Genomic DNA, 19,010 nt, shown 5'->3' with positions numbered 1-19,010 from the left:
GTCCCACCCGGGCCACCAGGCCCGCCGGGGGCGCTCGGGCCGCCGCCCCCTCCCCCGCCGGGATACGGCCCGGGACCGGGATGGGAGGCGCCACCGCCGAGGGTCCGCAGGGGCGACGTCAGGGCGGCCCTGCTCGCCCTCCTCCACGAGGGAGCGCAGAACGGCTACCAGATGATCCAGGACATCGAGGAGCGCAGCCACGGCGTGTGGCGGCCCAGCCCGGGATCGGTCTACCCGGCGCTCCAGCAACTCGAGGACGAGGGGCTGGTGACAGGGGACGAAGCGGGCGGGAGCCGTACGTACCGGCTGACCGAGCAGGGGCGCATCCAGGCGGCCCGGCACGCCGGCGAGGCGCCGTGGGAGGAGGTCGCCCGCACCGTGCCGGCCGGCCACCACGAACTGCGCCTGCTCTGGGCCCAGCTCACCGAGGCCTTCACCCACCTGGCCAGGACGGGCAGCGAACGGCAGGTGGCGGAGGCCAAGCAGTTGATCAAACAGACGCGCAGGTCCGTCTTCCAGATTCTCGCGGAGGGCTGAATGGCTGATAACCCGGCGGTGGCCGTGCGAGGGCTGCGGAAGTCGTACGGAAAGGTCGACGCCGTCAACGGCGTGGAGTTCGAGGTGCGGCCCGGCGAGGTGTTCGGCTTCCTCGGCCCCAACGGCGCCGGCAAGACCACCACCATCAACATGCTCTGCACCCTGGTGAACCCGACCGGCGGCAGCGCCACCGTCGCGGGGCACGACGTGGTGAAGGAGCGCGACGAGGTGCGCAGGAACATCGGCCTGGTCTTCCAGGACCCCACCCTCGACGGCTATCTGAGCGCCGAGCAGAACCTGCGCTTCCACGCGGAGCTGTACGGCGTGCCGAAGAGCCTGGTCGGGAACCGGATCCGGCAGGTGATGGAGATGGTCGCGCTCTGGGACCGCAAGGACGCCAAGGTGATGACGTTCTCCGGCGGCATGAAGCGGCGGCTGGAGATCGCGAGGGGCCTGCTGCACTCGCCGCGGGTGTTGTTCCTGGACGAGCCGACCGTCGGCCTGGACCCGCAGACCCGTTCGGCCATCTGGGGCTACATCGACCAGTTGCGGCTCATGGAGGACATCACCATCTTCATGACCACGCACTACATGGACGAGGCCGAGTACTGCGACAGGATCGCGATCATCGACCATGGTGACATCGTCGTCATCGACTCCCCCGAGGCGCTCAAGGCCGGCATCGGCAAGGACCGCGTGCAGATCCAGACCGACGACGACGCCGGGGCGATCGGGGCGCTGCGCGAGCGGTTCGGGCTGGAGGCGGCCGTGCACGAGGGCGCGGTGACGTTCGCCGTGCCGTCGGGCGAGGAGTTCGTGCCCCGGCTGTTCGCCGAGCTCGGCATGCCGATCCGCTCGGTGAGCGTCTCCCGGCCGTCGCTCGACGACGTGTTCATGTCCTACACCGGCTCCACCATCCGCGACGCCGAGGCCGGCGGCGACGACACGTCGTGGATGCGCACGATGGCGAGGCGGTAGCGATGGCGACAGAGACCGTCAGTGTCCGGGTGCCTGCCCGCAGCGCCGGTCACGACCTCCGGGCCGTCAGGATCGTGCTCCACCGGGAGATGCTGCGGTTCGTCAACGACCGCCCCCGCATGTTGTCGATGCTCATGCAGCCCGTGTTGTGGCTGTTCGTCATGGGTACGGGGCTCGGCTCGCTGGTGCAGAGCTCGATCCCCGGGGTCGACTACCGCACGTTCATGTATCCCGGCATGATCTCCATGACCGTGATCATGACGGGCATGTTCTCCGCGGGGTCGATCGTGTGGGACCGCGAGTTCGGGTTTCTCAGGGAGATGCTGGTCGCGCCCGTCTCGCGCGGGGCGATCGTGGTCGGCAAGTGCCTGGGCGGCGCCCTCGTGGCCACCGGGCAGGGCGTCGTCATCCTCGCCATGGCGGGGCTGGTCGGCGTGCCCTACTCCCCCACGCTGCTGCTCACGCTGCTGGCGGAGATGTTCCTCGCCGCGTTCACGATCACAGCCTTCGGGGTGATGCTGGCCGCCCGGATGAAGAACATGCAGTCGTTCTTCGGGGTGATGCAGATGGCCATCATGCCGATGATGTTCCTGTCGGGGGCGATGTTCCCGCTGGCCAACCTGCCGTCGTGGCTGCACGTGCTGACCGTGGTCAACCCCATGACGTACGCGGTGGACCCGATGCGGCAGGCGGTCTTCTCCCACCTGGACGTGCCCGCCGAGGCGAACGCGGTGCTGAACCCGGGGGTGACGTGGTTCGGCGCGCAGGTTCCCGTGCTGATGGAGCTGGGCGTCGTGGCCGCGCTCGGGGCGGCGCTGCTGGGCGTGGGCATCGCCCAGTTCAGACGCGCCGAGTAGGACTGGTTTTCGCATCCGCCTGCGGTCGAACTCTCACGGTGGGTAGCTTTCCCGATGCGCGCGCGCTTCCCAGCCCTCCCCCCGAAAGGAGTTCATGCGATGCTGGATCTTTCCGAGCAGGTTCGTGACCTGAAGACCCGGGTCACGGCGCTCGAGCACGGTACATTCAGCGGCATGCCCGGCACCAGCGTCGCCGAACGCTTCAGCTCGCTGCACGACCGCGTGGACGTCGTAGGACAGAACGTCCTCAACAGGCTCGAGAAGTTCCGCGAGGAGACGAGCACCCGCTTCACGAATGTGGACGACCGCCTCAACGACCTCGACGACCAGATGCAGAACGTCAGGACGGAGATGGCGGACAACTTCGCCGTCGTGAACGCCAAGGCCGCGCGGATGGAGCTGCAGATCGACAAGATCTACCAGCGGCTCGACTCCCACGAGGCTCGCTTCGACCGTCTCGAGGCGTTCATGGGCAAGCAGGCCCGTGAGATCGACGAGCGCTTCACATCCGTGGACGAGCAGTTCAAGACCATGGATGAGCGGTTCAAGGCCGTGGACGAGCGGTTCGAGGCCGTGGACGAGCGGTTCGACGCGGTGGACAAGCGGTTCGAGGCCGTCGACCGGCGGTTCGACGCGGTGGACAAGCGGTTCGAGGCCGTCGACCGGCGGTTCGACGCGGTGGACAAGCGGTTCGAGGCCGTGGACGAGCGATTCGACGCGGTGGACAAGCGGTTCGAGGCCGTGGACGAGCGATTCGACGCGGTGGACAAGCGGTTCGAGGCCGTCGACCGGCGATTCGACACCGTCGACAGTGAGATCGCGGACATCAAGTCTCTTCTGGTCCGCATCGACGCCAAGCTGCCCGGCCAGCAGCTCAACTAGGCCGGAACGGGTGCGGCCCCGGGCGGTGTGCGCTCCGGGGCCGCTCCTCGTCTCAGGCGGTCAGCGTCTCACGCGGACGTAGTCCGCGCCGCTGGTGTCGCCGTACGTGTCGTCGTCACCGCGGAAGACGAACCTCCAGTGACCGGACCGCCAGGCCTTGGCCTTGGTGTAGAGGCGGCCGCTGTCGCCGGCCCAGGCCGACTTCACGTACTGCCACGCGCGCGAGCCGAGCGGCTTGAAGTACAACGACACCCGTCCGGAGTGTCCCTCCCACGAGCCGTCGTCGTCGATCTGCAGCAGGCCCCTGATCCTCAGGTACGAGCCCCGCTCGACCGGCTCGGGGTACGCGTTGACCGCGATCAGCCGTGTGTCCGCCTTCGCGGGCGGCGGCTTGACGGTCACGTAGTCCGGGCGGCTGACCGTGCCCTTGACGCCGCGGGCGCCGTCGTACTCGGCACGCCACCAGCCCGAGCTCCGCGCGGTGGCGGAGGCGTCGAAGCGGCCGTGGCGGCTGGTCCTGTCGCTGGTGACGTACGTCCACCGGTCGGAGCCGGCGGCCTTGAAGAAGATCTCCACCCGCTGCCCGGACACGCGGCCGCGGTCCTCGATGCGCAGGGAGCCGGACAGGCGCAGCCTGTCGCCCTTCTCCACCGGTTCGGGACGGGCGTCGAAGCGGGAGATCCGGCTGTCGAGTTTGGAGCGCTTGACGTCGACCCGGTCGGAGTCGCTGACGGACGCCCCGGCGGCGGACGTGGCCGCGAACTGGGCCCGCCACCAGCCGGTGGAGTCGACGCGGACGCGGGCGCTGAACCAGCCGCCGCGGCCGGTCGTCACCTTGGCGACCTCGCGGTAGGCGTCCGCGCCGCGCTCACGGAAGGTGATCGCGACGGACTGGCCGGAGTAGCCCTTGCCACCGGCGAGGAGCCGGCCGGAGACCTTGATCCTGTCGCCCTTGTCCACCCGGCCGGGACGGGCGCCGAAGTTGGCGATCTTGGTGTCGAGCAGTTTCCTGACGACCTCGAACGTCCCGCTGCGGGAGGCGTCGCCGTCGCCGGCGGCGGAGGCCTTCCAGCCCCACTTGCCGACGGCCTTGGCGTCGAAGGTCTTGGTGCCGGTCCACTTCGTCCAGTTCCCGCGCTTGGCGGGCGTCAGGCTGACGGGGGTGTCGACGCTGACGTCGCCGGGCGCCTTGACCGTGAACCCGGCCTTCTCCGCTCCCTTGGTGTAGAAGCTGAACGTGGCCTTGACCGCGCCCTTGGAGACGTCGATCGGAGGGCCTGGGTCGATGCTCACCCTGGCGATGGCGGGGGCCTGGGCCGCCGTCGCGGCGGCGGGCGCCGAGACGAGCGTCCCGGCGGCCAGCGCGGTGGCGAGGGCGGCGGCTACACGGATGCGTTGTAACATGCGGGTTCCTTTCTGGATACCCCAGTGGTTTCAACGCGGCATTGAGGGTGCCACGTGTGTCCACCAGTAGACGTGCTTTCGCCTGCGAAGCGTGGGGTTTCTGACAAACGGTCATATGTTGGGGTCAAAGGGACCGGTCCACAACATCTCCCCGGCGTCCGGCAGACGGCGGCTCCGAACAAAGACATAATCAAGGCGTGGCGCGCGACACAGTTGAAACTCATTTCACCCAGGCCGTTGCGATGCTGGAGCCGGGCCCCGTCCGAGATCCCGGGCGGCCGGTCCGCGACGGCGTCGCCCTTACAGGCGAGCAGTGCCGCACGCTGTTCCACCGCCAGCTCGACAGCCGGCTGCTCGACGTCGCCGCCCGATGGCTGCGCACGCAGGACGAGGGCTACTACACGATCGGCTCCGCCGGCCACGAGGGCAACGCGGCCGTCGCCGCGGCCCTGCGCCCCGGTGACCCCGCACTGCTCCACTACCGCTCCGGCGCCTTCTACCTGACCAGGTCCGAGCAGGCCGGGCGGCTGCCCGAGCAGGGCATCCGCGACGTACTGATGGGCCTGACGGCGGCGGCCGACGAGCCGATCGCGGGTGGCCGGCACAAGGTGTTCGGCCATCCCGAGCTGGCCGTCATCCCGCAGACCTCCACGATCGCCAGCCATCTGCCCAGAGCCGTCGGCGTGGCGTTCGCGATCGAGCGGGCGCGGGCGCTCGGCGTCAGGACCGCCTGGCCGCAGGACGCGATCGCCGTGTGCAGCTTCGGCGACGCCTCGGTCAACCACGCCAGCGCCCTGTCCGGCTTCAACACCGCCTCCTACGCGACCTACCAGGGACAGGCGCTGCCTCTGCTGTTCGTGTGCGAGGACAACGGCATCGGCATCAGCGTCCGCACGCCCAAGGGGTGGGTGGAGGCGTCCGCGCGGCGCCCGGGCATCGCCTACTTCTCCGCCGACGGCTGCGACCTGGCGCAGGCCTACGACGTGGCCGTACGCGCCGCCGAGCACGTACGCGAGCACCGCTCCCCCGCGTTCCTGCACCTGTCGACCGTGCGGCTCATGGGGCACGCGGGCTCCGACGTCGAGTCGGCCTACCGCACCCAGCGCGAGATCAAGGCCGACCTCGCGCGCGACCCGCTGCTGCGGACGGCGGCGATGCTCGTCGAGGCCGGGCTGGAGACTCCTGAAGGGCTGCTGACCACGTACGAGTCCGCGCGCGACCACGTGCTGCGCATGGCGATGGAGACGACGCGCAGCCCCCGGCTCGGCTCTGCCCGCGAGGTCATGCAGCCGATCGCGCCGCGCGACGCCGAGCTGATCGCCAGGATCAGCCCGGTGGCGGCCACCGCCGAGGCCAGGGAGAAGGCCTTCGCCGGATCGCTGCCGGAGAACGACCAGCCGCTGACGCTGTGCCAGTCCATCAACCGCACGCTCGCCGACGCGCTGACCGTCTACCCGGAGCTGACCGTGTTCGGCGAGGACGTCGCCAGGAAGGGCGGCGTCTACGGCGTGACCAGGGGGCTGCAGAAGCGGTTCGGGCCTGGGCGGGTGTTCGACACGCTGCTCGACGAGCAGGCCGTCCTCGGGCTGGCGCTCGGGGCCGGCGTGTCGGGGATGCTGCCGGTGCCCGAGATCCAATACCTCGCCTACCTGCACAACGCGCTCGACCAGATCCGCGGCGAGGCGGCCACGTTGTCGTTCTTCTCGCGGGGCTCCTACACCAACCCGATGGTGGTGCGGGTGGCCGGCTACGCCTACCAGAAGGGGTTCGGCGGCCACTTCCACAACGACAACGCGGTGGCCGCGCTGCGCGACATCCCGGGGCTGGTCATCGCCTCGCCGTCGCGCCCCGACGACGCCTCGGCGATGTTGCGCACCTGTCTCGCGGCGGCCCGCACGTCCGGGTCGGTCTGCGTCTACCTGGAGCCGATCGCCCTCTACCACACGCGTGACCTGTTCGAGGAGGGCGACGGAGGCTGGCTCGCGCCCTACGCGCCGCCCGGGCGCTGGGCCGAGACGCACGTCCCCATCGGGCGGGCCCGCTCCTACGGCGACGGGCGCGACCTGACGATCGTGACGTTCGGCAACGGGGTGCGGATGAGCCTGCGCGCCGCGGTGCGGCTCACCCAGGAGGGCTACGGCTGCCGCGTGCTCGACCTGCGCTGGCTGGCGCCGCTGCCGATGGAGGACCTGCTGCGGGCCGCGGAGCTGACCGGCAACGTGCTGGTCGCCGACGAGACCCGGCATTCGGGAGGCGTCTCGGAAGGCGTCGTGGCCGAGCTGCTCGACGCCGGGTTCACCGGGTCGATCGCCCGGGTCACCTCGTCCGACAGCTTCGTCCCGCTGGGCAAGGCGGCCGACCACGTCCTGTTGTCGGAGGAGGAGATCGAGCAGGCGGCGCGCAAGCTACTCGGTTGAGCGCGCCACCGCGCCCCTGATGCACATGGGCTTCGACCAGACCACCGTCGACGACTCCGAGATGCGCAGGGGCACGCCGACCACGAAGCAGTAGCCGGTGCCGGGGTCGAGGCCCGCGACGCGGGCCGAGGTGGCGCCCTGGGCGAGCGCGGTGATGCGCTGTTCCCCGTCCTTCACCGGCGAACGCTGCAGCACGACGGGATGGCGGCGGGCGCCGGCGGGCAGCGTCCACCGCAGCCGCACCAGCGCGCCCTGGTCCGCCGTCATCTTCAGGCCGCGCGGGGCCAGCGCCGCCACGTCCCGCTCGTCGATGGGCGCGGGATCGCCGGTGCCCTGCTGGGACGCGGGCGGCTGGGTGGTCGTGCGCGGGGGCGAGCTCTGCTGGAGCGACAGGTGCACCGCCAGCGCCGTGCCGCCGGCCGCGATGACGGCGGCCACTGCGCCGATCGCCACGTTCCTCGGCGTCCGCGACGGCCGGGCTGGGGCTCCTGGCCTGCCCGGCGCGCCGGCAGGCGTCCCGGGCGGGGCCGGCGGGCCGGTCGCGACCGGGCGGGCCGGACCTGTCGCGTACGGGTCGTGGCGGGGGTGCGGCACCGTGGACATCCCCGGTCCCGGCCCCAGGTCCTGGCCCACGAGGTCCGTCACCGGCAGGCCGAGCTCGCCCTGCACCTGCCGCAACCGCCGTGCGAGGTCGCGTGCGGAGGCGTACCGGGCCTCGGGGTCTTTGCGCATCGCCCGCAGGATCGTCTCGAACAGCGGCTGCGGCACGTCGGCGCGGCCGAGAGGCGGCGGTTCGACGCTGAGCACGCGGTACATCAGCGGCGCGATCGACGGGTCCGTCGCGTTGTGGAAGGCGGGTTGACCGGCCAGCAGGTGGTAGAGGGTCGAGCCCAGCGAGTAGATGTCGGTCGAGACGGAGTGGGGCGCGCCGGTGAGCACCTCGGGGGCGGCGTGCAGCGGGGTGAACGCCTGCGAGGCGGCCGAGACCTCCGCGTTGTCGACGACCCTGGCCACGCCGAAGTCGGCGATGGCGGGCTCGCCGTAGCGGGAGATGAGGATGTTCTGCGGCTTGATGTCGCCGTGCAGGACGCCCGCCTCGTGCACGGCGGCCAGCGCGCCGGCCAGCTTGACGCCCGTGCGCAGCGTGTCCTGCACCGTCAGCGGGCCCTCCCCGCGGATCCTGTCGCGCAGCGAGCCGTGCTCGAAGAAGTCCATCGCGATGTACGGCTTGCCGGAGCGCGTCACACCGGTGTCGAAGACGGTCACGACGTTGGGATGGCCGGTCAGGCGGCCGGTGAGCTGCAGCTCCCGCTGGAAACGGCGCATGGTGCGCTGGTCGACCCGGTCGACGGACAACACCTTGAGCGCCACGATCCGGTCGAGGCGTTTCTGGTAGGCGCGGTAGACGACGGCGAACCCGCCCCGGCCCGCCTCATCGAGCACGCGGTAGCCCGGTGCGTCCTCGACTGGCAGCACGGCACTCCCCCTGTCCCCGGAACTCGCAGGAGAGTTTAGTGGGGATATGCCTGCCTAGAGGGGATTCATAAGGTATGCGCCGAAGGCCACCGACGCCAGCGACACCAGCAGGAAGAAGAACACGTAGAACCCGCCGGGCAGGATCGTCAGCCTGGCCAGCTGGTCGGCGTCGGAGTCACGGGCCTGCCGCCGGTGCCGCTTGCGCTGCAGCTCGATGATCGGCCGGATGCCGCCGAACAGCAGGAACCACACCGCGACCAGGGCGACGACCTGCTGCGCCTCCGCCGGCGCGTACATGATCAACGCGAAGACCGCGCCGCCCGTGGCCAGCAGGATCAGGGCGCCGTACAGGTTGCGGATGAGCAGCAGCATGCAGACCAGGAACAGCAGCACCACCCAGATCAGCAGCGTGATGCGGCCCTGCTCCGTCAGCCAGGCCGCGGCCAGGCCCAGCAGCGAGGGCGCCAGATAGCCGGCCAGCGCGGTCAGCACCATGCCGGGCCCGGTGGGTTTGCCCCTCGTCAGGGTGACGCCCGAGGTGTCGGAGTGCAGGCGGATGCCTTCGAGCTTGCGCCGGGTGAACAGCGCCATCAGCGCGTGGCCGCCCTCGTGGGCGATGGTGATCAGGCCCCTGGACAGCTGCCAGGGCAGGCGGAAGGAGACGATCACGAACGCGGCGAGAGCCGAGACCGCCACGACCCAGGGGTCGGGGGCAGGCTGAACCTCGATCAGGTGGGCCCAGAACTTGTCCATCGAGGAAGAACCCTATCCAGGTAAAGTCCTTCCCGTGGCCACAGAACGACATTCTGACGCTGAGGTGCCGGACTGGTGGCGCGGCCTCGGCCTGCCCGGCCTCATCGACCTGCACGTCCACTTCCTGCCCGAACGCATGCAGCGGCGGGTCTGGCACCACTTCCGCCACGGCGGCCCGCTGGTGGGCGACGGCTGGAAGATCGAGTACGAGTGGCCGGTGGAGGAGCGGCTGGCCCGGCTGAGGGAGATGGGCGTACGCATCTTCCCCGCCCTGGCCTACGCCCACAGACCCGGCATGGCCTGCGATCTCAACGCCTGGACCCTCGACTTCGCCCGCCGTACACCCGAATGCCTCCCCTCGGCGACCTTCTACCCCGAGCCTGGAGTCGTGGACTACGTGCGCCGGGCGCTCGAGGAGGGCGCCCGGATCTTCAAGGTGCACCTGCAGGTCGGCGGGTTCGACCCGAGGGTTCCCGAGCTGGAGGCGGTGTGGGGGCTGCTGGCCGAGGCCGGGGTGCCGGTGGTGACGCACGCCAGCGCCGTGCCCGTCCCCGGCGGCCACGTCGGCGCGGGGCCGATCGGCGAGGTGCTGCGCCGCCACCCCAGGCTCCGGCTGGTGATCGCGCACCTGGGCATGCCGGAGTACGACCCGTTCTTCGAGCTGGCCGCCCGCCACGAACGGGTCGCGCTGGACACCACGATGGCGTTCACCGACTTCGCCGAACACGGGATGCCGTTCCCCGCGAGGTTGCGGCCCGCGCTGCTTGACCTCGGCCTGGCGGGGAAGGTGGTGCTCGGCACCGATTTCCCGACCATCCCGTACTCCTACGCGCACCAGCTCGGCGCGCTCGACCGGCTCGGCCTCGGCGAGGCCTGGCTCAGGGCCGTGTGCTGGGACAACGGCGCGGACATGATCTGATAGGACAGTGAACGATCGGCACGTGGCGCTGATCAGCGCCTTCTACGACGCTCTGGGGCGGGCCGACTTCGCGGCCATGGAAAGCTGCTACCACCCCGACGTCAGCTTCGGCGACCCCATCTTCCTGGAGGTGGAGGGTCGCGAGCGGGTCATGCGGATGTGGCGGCTGCAGCTCGGCGTCCGCGATGGGCTGCGGTCCACCTACGGCGACGTGACGGCGGACGACCACACCGGCAGCGCACACTGGACGGCCCGCTACACGTTCGCGCGCACGGGGCGCGAGGTCGGCAACGAGATCGACGCGTTGTTCAGGTTCGAGGAAGGCCTGATCGTGCGCCACCACGACGAGTTCGACTTCAGACGCTGGTCGAAGATGGCGCTCGGCAAGCCGCACGGGCTGCTGTTCGGCTGGACGCCCATGTGGCGCAAGTCCATCAGGGACCGGGCGGCGCAGCAGCTCGACGAGTTCCGGCCCGCTTGACGTTGGGAGGGACGCAGGAGGCATGGCCAGGCTCAGAGGGTTGAGGCGCGGCCCGGACACGCGCGGGGAGGCGCCCGAGCTGTCCATGGACCCGCGCGCCTCGGAGGAGCCGCCCTACCGGCCGACCGTCATCGACAACGCGATCTACCGCGACGGCCAGCGCGTCGACAACCCCGGCTCGCTCGCCGACGCCTTCGAACGCCTCAAGCAGGAGCCGGGCAGCATGGCCTGGATCGGCCTCTACCGGCCGAAGGGCTGGGAGCTGGTCAAGCTCGGCGAGGAGTTCGAGCTGCACGAGCTGGCGCTGGAGGACGCCATCGTCGGCTCACAGCGACCCAAGGCCGACCGTTACGGCGACACCCTCTTCGTGGTGCTGCGGGCCGCGCGCTACCTCGACGACGTGGAGGAGGTCGCGTTCGGGGAGCTGCACGTCTTCGTCGGCCCCAATTTCGTGATCACCGTACGCCATGCGGAGGCGCCCGACCTGCACGGCGTACGCCGCCGCATGGAGTCCGACCCCGACCTGCTCCGGCAGGGCCCGCAGGCCGTGCTCTACGCCATCCTCGACGCCGTCGTCGACGGCTACGCGCCGGTCGTGGCCGGGCTGCAGAAGGACATCGAGGAGATCGAGGTGCAGGTCTTCGGCGGCGACCCCTCGGTCTCGCGCCGCGTCTACGAGCTGTCGGGCGAAGTGATCGAGTTTCAGCGGGCCACCGCGCCGCTGATCGGGATGATCCACGGGTTCATCGCGGGGGCGGCGAAATACGGGGTGACCGGCGAACTCGAAAGCTATCTCCGTGACGTGGCCGACCACGCCATCACGGTGGCGGAGCGCATCTCGTCGTTCCGCCAGATGTTGCAGAACATCCTCATCGTCAACTCGACGCTCGTCACGCAGGCGCAGAACGAGGAGATGGCTCGGATGACGGAGGCGAGCATCAGACAGGGCGAGGAGGTCAAGAAGATCTCCGCCTGGGCCGCCATCCTCTTCGCGCCGACCCTGGTCGGCACCATCTACGGGATGAACTTCGACGTCATGCCCGAGACCCACTGGGCCTACGGTTATCCGTTCGCGATGCTGCTCATGGCGGCGGTCTGCCTGGTGCTCTACACCGTCTTCAAACGCCGCGACTGGCTCTAGTATCTGGCGTTATGATCATTCGTACCTTAGCCGGGGCGGTCGCCGGCATGGCCCTCTTCACCGGCGCGGCCCACGCGGAGCCGGTCAAAGGCGCCCCCGAGCTGACCCACAACGCCCTCTACAAGACAGGCAAGCTCCCCAAGGTCTCCTGCAAGCTGAGCAAGGGCACCGGCAGCGCCTCGACCAGGAAATACATCACCGCACTCGTCGGCTGCCTCAACTCGGCGTGGAAACCCGCCATCAAGGACTTCAAGCCGGTGAAGGTGGTGTTCAAGGCATCCGGCGAGAAGACGTCCTGCTCCACCGGCCTCGACCCCGCCACCTCGTTCTCCGAGATCTGCGCGACCTCCATCAGCGTGAAACTGGCCGGCGACTGGATCAAGACCAAGAACGACCTCAAGGTGTTCACCTCGATCACCAGAACGTGGAGCGGGGTCGTGACCGGGCAGACCGGCATCGGCCAGGCATGGTGGGCGCTGGAGAACAACGCCGACGAAGCCATCATGAACGAGCACAACCGCCGTTACTACCTGCAGATCGACTGCTTCGCGGGCGTGTCGGCGAAGGCCCTGGAACGGGCGGTCAAGAACTGGAACCCCGTGCACAAGCTTCCGGAGTTCTGGAAGAACAGGTTCCACGGCACGAGCGCCAACAGGCTCTCCTGGACCGAGAGAGGGTACGCCTCGGGCAGGCCGGGAGCGTGCAACACCTGGAAGGCGAGCTCCTCCAAGGTGGCGTGACGGCGACGACGGGTCGGGGCGTTTCTGTGAGGCTGGCCCGGTCTTCGGCGTCCGGGCCGTCGGCCGGCTCGCCCCGCCGGACCCGTCAAGGCGCGGCCTCGCCGAGAACGGCCGCTGCCTGCGCCGCGTGCGGTCCGGCGCCTTCGGCGATCGTCCACAGCATGGTGCGCGCCGGTTCCCGGGAGCCCCCGGCCATGATCCAGCCGGCGTAGTGGTAGGCGGCGCACGTCTCGGCTCCCGGCTCGGTGCTCGGTTCCCGCGCTTCGCCCGCCAGTTCGTACGCCGTCCGCGCCGCCTCGTCCTCGCCGGCCTCGGCGAGCAGATCCCCGAGTTCGCGGATCGACCACCGAGCGTGCTCTTCGCCTCCGAGGTCGAGCCATGCCTGGTGAAACGCGGCCCGCGTCCAGGCCGCGCCCGCCGCGACACGTTCGCCCTGCCCGTCCAGTAGCCTCGCCAGGCTCAGCGCCGCCCGCACGCGGTCACCGAGGTAGACGAATCCCCTTTCCGCCTGGCTGAACGCCGCGCGAGCGCCGTCCAGGTCGCGCTGTTCCACACGGACGACGCCGAGGTCGTACGCGGGCCTCGCCGCCGCGTCCTCGTCGGGCTCGGTGAGGGCGGCTCCGCGCCGCAGCCATTCGGCGGCCGCCTGGAGGTCCTCGCGTTCCTTGTGGGCGATGCCGAGGAAGTGGCAGGCCTGCGCCGCCGCTCTAGGGTGCGCCTGTTCGGCCGTCCGCACCAGCCGCGCGACGCCGTCGAGGTCGTCTTCGTCCTGCAGCAGGCGCAGAAGCTTGAAGACGACCCGCTCCGACCGGGACGTGCCCCCGGACACGGCGTCGATGAGGCCTTCGGCGAGGGCCCGGCGGTATCCCTCGGCCGCCCTGCCGGTCGCCGCCACCACGTCGATGACCTTGTCCACGGCATCGTCGTCGTTCTCGCGCGTCCAGACGGCCGCGAGGTCGAGGCCGAAACCGGCGGCGCACTCCAGGTCGGCGGTTTCGGTGAGCCGGGCCAGCGCGGCTCGGGCGCGATCGAAGCGCCGTCCCGCCAGCACCGTACCGAACCGCGCCACCGCGGCGGACCCGCAGGCATCGGCGAGGGCCCGCAGCGCAGCGTCCTGATCCTGGTCCCGAAGGGCGCGGCAGGTTCGCTCGGCCCAGGTCTCGGTGCCGGCCAGCCTGCGAGCCGCCCGGATGAGGTCGATGCCGCCCAGCTGTTCGGCGAGCGTGAACGCGGCCTGCGCCTCCTCCTCCGCACCGCTTCCCCGCAGGAGGGCACCGAGCCTGAGGGCCGCCCGGGAGACATGTCGCCTGTCCCCGTCCGGCGAGATGCCCTGGCAGGCGACGACCTCCTCGTACGCCGCCCTGGCCGCCTGCGAGTCGCCCTGCTCGGCGTGCAGATTCCCCAGGTAGAGCAGCGCTTTCATCCGTTCGTCCAGGTCCTGTGCGCCGGCCGCCAGCCGGTAGGCCCTGACAGCGCCGGCGACGTCGCCCGCTTCATGGCGGAACCAGCCGAGGACGAAAGCGGCGCGCGTGTCCCCACCCGCGGCCGGAGCGGCGTACTCCGTCTCGACGTCGATCGCCTCTGCGGCCTCGCTCTCGTAGGACGTGGTGCCCCAGCTCTGGCCGAGCCGCAGCGGGGCCAGCCAGCGGAGGTCGGTGACCTCGACGTCGTAGTCCCCCTGGGCGAGCAGGTCCTCGTCCTGCCAGCCTCCGTCACGCTCGTAGTAGAACATCGCCAGGCGGTTCCAGGCGTCACCGTCGAGGGGGTGGTTACGGGTGGCCACGCGTTGCACGCCCGCGACGAACAGATGGGTGTGGCGGACGACCCACGCCTCGTCGAGGAACTCGTCGAGCCCGACCAGATCGGCCAGCGGCCCGCTGTTGTGGCCACCTACGTCGTCCGCGCCTTCCCACAGCAGCCGGAAGAAGAAGCTCGGGTCGTTCGGCAGCAGGTCGTCCGTTCCCCAGGACGGCTCGTAGTAGACGACGAAGACCCGGAAGCGCACGCGTCGCCGCTCGTGGTCGAGATCTAGGACGCGCACGCCGAACAGATCGGTGGACATCAAGGACCTTCCTGGCCGATGTGGGGCTCATTGCCTTCCGAGTACCGCGATCGATGATCGCAGGGACGGCCGAGCCCGGCCAAACTCAGTGACAAGCACCCCGAACCGCCCGCACCCGCACCCGCCCCCGCGATCCGTCCTGCGCCCGCCGTCGCCGCGCTCACCACGTGGCCGCGATCACGATGCCGACCACGACCACGGTGACGATGGCGGCGCGTAGCGCGGCGCGAACACGCTGCCGGCCGGTGGCGATCACGTGCGGGCCTCAGGCGTCCTGGCTGAGGCGTTCTTCCAGACGTTCGAGGCGCTGGACGAACGGCTGGAGCTCCTGGCGGATCGCCGCGGTCAGCCTCGCTTGCACGGCGGACTCGCCCGCCGTCTGACCGGCCTGGGCCGCCGGGGTGCCCTGCTGAGCCTCGCCGCGCAGGTGCACGTACCCGGCCAGGGCCGCCACCACCGCGCGCCGGGCGAGCCGGGGTTCGGCGCCCAGCCCGCGCAGGACCTGACCCGCCACCCCGTCGGGCTCGGCGACGAGGCCCAGCAGGAGGTGCTCGCAGCCGACGTAGTTGTGGCCGAGCGAGGTGGCCTCGGTGACGGTGAACTCCAGGGCGTTGGCGGCCTCCGTGCTGAGCGCCATCGGCGCGTCGCCGTCCGGGGCGCCCTCGGGTCGCTGGGCCGGCCGGCGCCGGGACAGGTCGCGCCCGACCTGCTCCGGGTCGATGTCCATGGCGCGCAGCACGTGCAGCGCCAGGTTGGAGCCCTCGTTGAGCATGCCGGCGAGCAGGTGCTCGGTGCCGACGCTCGCGGCGCCGTCGGCCTTGGCCGCCTCCTGGGCCAGCTTGACCACCACGACGCGGGTCCTCGGCGTGAGGTGGGCGAGCGCTCCGCTCGGCTGGTCGACGTCCTGAGGGATCAGAGCCATCTCCCTGATGGCGGTCACCCGGCGCACCGCCTGCTCAAGGGCGCGCTGGCAGATGGCCGACACCGGGACTCCCGCCTCTTTGACGGCCTCGGCGAGGTCGTCGGGAAGGTACACGTTGATCTTAGGCATGCCCCCACTATAACCCCAATGGGGGGCCATGCCTAATCTTTTATTTCCGCCACGTTCCGTGTTCGTCGTGTGACAATGCCGCTGCGATGTCGCGTGAGTTGAGGCTGAAGTGCGAGGTCACCGTGCTGGTCATCTGCCCCGGCCGTGAAGACGCCGCTCACTACGCGGAGCCGATCGACTCCGGGCTGCCCGGTTACCGCTTCCAGGCCCGGGTGCTGGGACCGGACGACATTCCCGCCGTCACCGATCCCCGGCAGGCCGCCGACCACCGGGACCTCGCGGCCATGTCGGTCATGGTCCACGGCCGCATCCGCAAGGTCATCGAGGCGTTCGCCACGGCACTGGCCGCCGGCCGCTCGTGGTTTCGACGTCCCGCAGGACACCCGAACACGATCACCTCCTGCACCGAGCTCGGCCGGCTCGAGCCGTGGCTCACCCGCGCCGCCACCGCACAGACCCTCACGAGATGTTCGACCGAGCGAGGCGGAGACGCGCAGCGGGCTCACCCCCGTGGGGGGTGAGCCCGAGCAGTGGGCGATCCGGCGCCGGAGAGGAGGCGCCGACTGCGGGCCGGAGGGTGGAGGAGCGCCCCTTCGGACTGCGACCCTTCCTACCTGCGATCGCGCACTCATAGTAAAACATCGGTCACAGTGTGCGTGCTGGAAACGGCCTAATCACTGGTGTACGGCGGCTGAAGGGTGACAGGGCCGCCGGGAGTGCGCACGGTCAACGAACCGTCCGAACGCCACAGCGGAGGCTCCGCGTGCCGGTGGCGAGCACGACGGGCTCCGGGTAGCCGAGCGCGAACGCCGCCGCGTACAGCAGCACGGACCCGGCGAGCGTGCCCCGACCCAGCGGGATGAGCGCGGCCGGACCCTACGCCGCCTGCGGCACCGGCATCCCGGCGAGGATCTCGCCGAGCGCCGCCGCGGTGGTGACGTCGCGCAGCTCCGCCTCGGGCGTGAGGATCAGGCGGTGCGCGAGCACCGGTACGGCCAGCGCCTTGACGTCCTCGGGGACGACGTAGTGGCGTCCGGCGGCGGCGGCCTTGACCCTGGCCGCGCGCAGCAGCGCGAGACTGCCCCGGGGACTCGCGCCGAGCCGCAGGTGCGGGCTGGCACGGGTGGCGGCGCACACCGCCACGATGTAGTCGTAGACGGGGTCGGCCACGTGAATGCGCGAGGCGAAGTCGATCATGCCGGACACGTCGGACGCCCGCGCCACGACGGGCAGCCGCTCGACCTGCGGCCCTGTCGGCATGCCCTTGAGCACCTCGACCTCGGAGACGTGGTCGGGGTAGCCGACGGAGATCTTCATCAGGAACCGGTCGAGCTGGGCCTCGGGCAGCGGGTACGTGCCGTCCATGTCGACCGGGTTCTGTGTGGCCACCACCAGGAACGGCCGTGGCACCGGATGCGGCTCGGCGTCCACCGTGACCCTGCGCTCCTCCATGACCTCCAACAGCGCGGCCTGGGTCTTCGGCGAGGCCCGGTTGATCTCGTCGGCGAGCACGATGTTCGCGAAGACGGGCCCGTGGTGGAATTCGAACTTCTGGTGCGCCTGGTTGTAGATCGACACGCCGGTGATGTCGCTGGGCAGCAGGTCGGGGGTGAACTGGATGCGCCGCCACTCGGCGTCCACGCTGGCGGCGACGCACCGGGCGAGCGTGGTCTTGCCGGTGCCGGGCACGTCCTCGACGAGCAGGTGCCCTTCGGAGAACAGGCAGATCAGGGCCAGCTCGATGGCCTCGTGCTTGCCCCGGATGATGCGTTCGATGTTGCCGGCGAGCAGTTGGAAACGCTGGGCGAACTGACCGGCCAGCTGGGCCGGTTGCTGTGGCGGCTGCTGCTGTTGCGGCTGATGGTACGGCTGCACCGCCTGTTCGAAATGGTCTTGTTGGTTGTACTGGGTCAACTGAGTCCCCTTCTCAGTCGGTGCACTGGTAGAGCGGCGCGGCCGGGAACCCGCCGCGCGGTGTGGCCATCAGGGTCTCCCGAGGGGACCGTCGTCTTCAGGGAACGGGGGAATCGGGAGCGGAAGGGCCGCCAAGGCCCGAGGGTGCCCTGAGCTGTCAAGTCCGCGCATCACGGATGTCCTTCCGGGTTTTGTCGGCGCCTGCCGGTTGGCGGCGGTACCCCCGACGTCGGCCAGCTTGGGGTCGGTGCTGGACACGCCCACACCGAACCAGGCCGCCGCCGCGACCAGGGCCATGGCCACCACGGAGACGATCGCCGCCGTGCCCCGGTCGCCCCGGAACATGCGCGTCCGCACCGCTAACTCACCCCGTATGCACAGTGACAGAGCGTTTTGCCCCCGCCTTACCGGGCATCACCTTAGCGCCCAGCCGTCGCTCGCGCGTATGTACTCGCTGGTACGGGCATGGGTTCGCAGGGAGACGGCGGAGAGTGTCGGTGCGAAGCCGTACCTTGGTCCCCGTGCCTGAACAGCCTCTGACCCTCGACGCGGTCCTCACCGACGAGGCCGTCCTGTCGACCTACCGGCGCATGTTCGCCGCGCTGGCCCGCGACAGCGGGGCGGTGGTCGACGATCCGGTTCTGGTCGACATCGCCGAGACGTTGTTCGCCGCGTTCGCCGAGGCGGGCGAGGAGTGGCTGACGCACGAGCAGATGCGCTTCGCCTGCCGGGCCTATCCCGCCGACCAGTTCGACAACCGGCTGCGAGTGCTCAGGGGGCTCGGGGCGATACGCGAGGTGTTCCCCAAGCCCAACCAGCTGCGTTACCGGGCGTCGTTCACCAGCGTGGTCGGGCTGATGTTCGTCCGGCGGATGATGGACGACGGCGGTCAGTCGGAGATGCACCGGCTGCTGGCGCTCGAGGACCTCAACGTCGCCGACCCGCGCACCACGATGGAGGAGGCCGGGCAGAGCGCCGTCAACCTGACGCGGGCGTTCCGACTGTGGGCGCTCGAGCTGGTCACGCTCACCATGGGCACCATCGAGGAGCTGCGCGAGCAGGCCCCCAAGCTGTGGGGCACCGAGGAGATCGCGCGGCGCGCGCAGGGGCTGCACGGCACGATCCTGACCCGCTGGCCTGAGCTCGATCGGGTCTGCACCGACCTGCGCGCGGCGATCTACGCCTACAGCGACGCCTCGCGCCGGGCCGCCGGGCGGCTGGCCGACTCCGCCGGCACCACGCGCAACCTGACGCTGCTGCCGACCGAGACGTGGCGCACGTTCGCGCAGACCGCCTCACGGGAGCGGCTGGCGGCGGTGCTCGACGGGTTCGTCTTCGACGCGCCCGCGCCCTGGCACGATCCCGCCGCCATCGCCCGCGCCGTCGACGAGGCGCCGC

At 70.5% G+C, this 19,010-nt stretch carries 17 protein-coding genes; 11 read left to right on the top strand and 6 right to left on the bottom strand.

What is annotated here, in order from left to right; all coding sequences use genetic code 11:
- The 4 genes from GUY59_RS39365 to GUY59_RS39350 all read left to right on the top strand — a co-directional run.
- Nucleotides 1-537, top strand: a 537-nt coding sequence (locus tag GUY59_RS39365; protein WP_161714939.1) for a PadR family transcriptional regulator, incomplete at its 5' end; no start/stop codon positions are given.
- On the top strand, nucleotides 538-1,515 hold the full coding sequence (locus GUY59_RS39360) for an ATP-binding cassette domain-containing protein (RefSeq protein ID WP_138206738.1): 978 nt from the start codon (nucleotides 538-540) through the stop codon (nucleotides 1,513-1,515).
- Between the two features lie 2 nt (nucleotides 1,516-1,517).
- Nucleotides 1,518-2,372: an ABC transporter permease gene (locus GUY59_RS39355; RefSeq protein ID WP_138206737.1), complete on the top strand. Its 855-nt coding sequence runs from the start codon at nucleotides 1,518-1,520 to the stop codon at nucleotides 2,370-2,372.
- A gap of 99 nt (nucleotides 2,373-2,471) precedes the next feature.
- On the top strand, nucleotides 2,472-3,254 hold the full coding sequence (locus tag GUY59_RS39350) for a hypothetical protein (protein ID WP_138206735.1): 783 nt from the start codon (nucleotides 2,472-2,474) through the stop codon (nucleotides 3,252-3,254).
- A 60-nt stretch (nucleotides 3,255-3,314) separates the two neighbouring features.
- Here the strand turns inward: GUY59_RS39350 and GUY59_RS39345 are convergent, their stop codons facing one another.
- Nucleotides 3,315-4,658, bottom strand: a complete 1,344-nt coding sequence (locus GUY59_RS39345) for a hypothetical protein (RefSeq protein WP_138206733.1) — start codon at nucleotides 4,656-4,658, stop codon at nucleotides 3,315-3,317.
- 242 nt (nucleotides 4,659-4,900) lie between these two features.
- Here GUY59_RS39345 and GUY59_RS39340 point away from each other — a divergent pair, with 242 nt between their 5' ends.
- Entirely contained in the window at nucleotides 4,901-7,075 is a 2,175-nt protein-coding gene (locus GUY59_RS39340; protein ID WP_171055568.1) for a thiamine pyrophosphate-dependent enzyme, read from the top strand.
- Here the strand turns inward: GUY59_RS39340 and GUY59_RS39335 are convergent.
- A complete protein-coding gene (locus GUY59_RS39335; RefSeq protein ID WP_161714938.1) occupies nucleotides 7,064-8,551 on the bottom strand; it encodes a serine/threonine-protein kinase in 1,488 nt (495 codons plus the stop codon). The genes GUY59_RS39340 and GUY59_RS39335 overlap by 12 nt on opposite strands.
- Before the next feature lie 54 nt (nucleotides 8,552-8,605).
- A complete protein-coding gene (locus tag GUY59_RS39330) occupies nucleotides 8,606-9,304 on the bottom strand; it encodes a M50 family metallopeptidase (protein ID WP_138206727.1) in 699 nt (232 codons plus the stop codon).
- 34 nt (nucleotides 9,305-9,338) lie between these two features.
- Here GUY59_RS39330 and GUY59_RS39325 point away from each other — a divergent pair, with 34 nt between their 5' ends.
- Genes GUY59_RS39325 through GUY59_RS39310 form a run of 4 tightly spaced genes read left to right on the top strand, consistent with a single transcriptional unit; the run spans nucleotide 9,339 to nucleotide 12,585 of the window.
- Nucleotides 9,339-10,223 carry an amidohydrolase family protein gene (locus tag GUY59_RS39325; protein ID WP_252375170.1) on the top strand — a complete coding sequence of 295 codons (885 nt, stop codon included), beginning with the start codon at nucleotides 9,339-9,341 and terminating at the stop codon, nucleotides 10,221-10,223.
- A 7-nt stretch (nucleotides 10,224-10,230) separates the two neighbouring features.
- Nucleotides 10,231-10,704: a nuclear transport factor 2 family protein gene (locus GUY59_RS39320; protein WP_138206725.1), complete on the top strand. Its 474-nt coding sequence runs from the start codon at nucleotides 10,231-10,233 to the stop codon at nucleotides 10,702-10,704.
- A gap of 22 nt (nucleotides 10,705-10,726) precedes the next feature.
- Entirely contained in the window at nucleotides 10,727-11,845 is a 1,119-nt protein-coding gene (locus tag GUY59_RS39315; protein ID WP_132340335.1) for a magnesium and cobalt transport protein CorA, read from the top strand.
- Between the two features lie 11 nt (nucleotides 11,846-11,856).
- Nucleotides 11,857-12,585 carry a hypothetical protein gene (locus tag GUY59_RS39310; protein ID WP_138206724.1) on the top strand — a complete coding sequence of 243 codons (729 nt, stop codon included), beginning with the start codon at nucleotides 11,857-11,859 and terminating at the stop codon, nucleotides 12,583-12,585.
- A gap of 85 nt (nucleotides 12,586-12,670) precedes the next feature.
- On the opposite strand, the gene GUY59_RS39305 is transcribed toward GUY59_RS39310, so the two are convergent.
- Both GUY59_RS39305 and GUY59_RS39300 read right to left on the bottom strand, forming a co-directional pair.
- Entirely contained in the window at nucleotides 12,671-14,647 is a 1,977-nt protein-coding gene (locus tag GUY59_RS39305) for a tetratricopeptide repeat protein (RefSeq protein ID WP_138206722.1), read from the bottom strand.
- Nucleotides 14,648-14,912: 265 nt separating this feature from the next.
- Entirely contained in the window at nucleotides 14,913-15,698 is a 786-nt protein-coding gene (locus GUY59_RS39300; RefSeq protein WP_138206720.1) for a Clp protease N-terminal domain-containing protein, read from the bottom strand.
- Nucleotides 15,699-15,784: 86 nt separating this feature from the next.
- Here GUY59_RS39300 and GUY59_RS39295 point away from each other — a divergent pair, with 86 nt between their 5' ends.
- A complete protein-coding gene (locus GUY59_RS39295) occupies nucleotides 15,785-16,219 on the top strand; it encodes a hypothetical protein (protein ID WP_138206717.1) in 435 nt (144 codons plus the stop codon).
- Nucleotides 16,220-16,574: 355 nt separating this feature from the next.
- On the opposite strand, the gene GUY59_RS39290 is transcribed toward GUY59_RS39295, so the two are convergent.
- Nucleotides 16,575-17,612, bottom strand: a complete 1,038-nt coding sequence (locus GUY59_RS39290; protein WP_201761874.1) for an AAA family ATPase — start codon at nucleotides 17,610-17,612, stop codon at nucleotides 16,575-16,577.
- 521 nt (nucleotides 17,613-18,133) lie between these two features.
- On the opposite strand from GUY59_RS39290, the gene GUY59_RS39285 reads away from it, so the two are divergent.
- Nucleotides 18,134-19,010 (top strand): hypothetical protein (locus GUY59_RS39285; protein WP_161714937.1); only part of this gene is annotated, 877 nt, incomplete at its 3' end.

The organism is Nonomuraea sp. K271, from assembly GCF_009908215.1.
In the GTDB taxonomy this organism is placed as follows: domain Bacteria; phylum Actinomycetota; class Actinomycetes; order Streptosporangiales; family Streptosporangiaceae; genus Nonomuraea; species Nonomuraea longispora.
Note: the sequence above shows the minus strand (reverse complement) of the source record. Positions and strands in the feature narration are given on the sequence as shown.

Coding starts and splice junctions, on each gene's coding strand:
- GUY59_RS39360 (WP_138206738.1), top strand. CDS start 538: ATGGCTGATAACCCGGCGGTGGCCGTGCGAGGGCTGCGGAAGTCGTAC.
- GUY59_RS39355 (WP_138206737.1), top strand. CDS start 1,518: ATGGCGACAGAGACCGTCAGTGTCCGGGTGCCTGCCCGCAGCGCCGGT.
- GUY59_RS39350 (WP_138206735.1), top strand. CDS start 2,472: ATGCTGGATCTTTCCGAGCAGGTTCGTGACCTGAAGACCCGGGTCACG.
- GUY59_RS39345 (WP_138206733.1), bottom strand. CDS start 4,658: ATGTTACAACGCATCCGTGTAGCCGCCGCCCTCGCCACCGCGCTGGCC.
- GUY59_RS39340 (WP_171055568.1), top strand. CDS start 4,901: ATGCTGGAGCCGGGCCCCGTCCGAGATCCCGGGCGGCCGGTCCGCGAC.
- GUY59_RS39330 (WP_138206727.1), bottom strand. CDS start 9,304: ATGGACAAGTTCTGGGCCCACCTGATCGAGGTTCAGCCTGCCCCCGAC.
- GUY59_RS39315 (WP_132340335.1), top strand. CDS start 10,727: ATGGCCAGGCTCAGAGGGTTGAGGCGCGGCCCGGACACGCGCGGGGAG.
- GUY59_RS39310 (WP_138206724.1), top strand. CDS start 11,857: ATGATCATTCGTACCTTAGCCGGGGCGGTCGCCGGCATGGCCCTCTTC.
- GUY59_RS39305 (WP_138206722.1), bottom strand. CDS start 14,647: ATGTCCACCGATCTGTTCGGCGTGCGCGTCCTAGATCTCGACCACGAG.
- GUY59_RS39300 (WP_138206720.1), bottom strand. CDS start 15,698: ATGCCTAAGATCAACGTGTACCTTCCCGACGACCTCGCCGAGGCCGTC.
- GUY59_RS39295 (WP_138206717.1), top strand. CDS start 15,785: ATGTCGCGTGAGTTGAGGCTGAAGTGCGAGGTCACCGTGCTGGTCATC.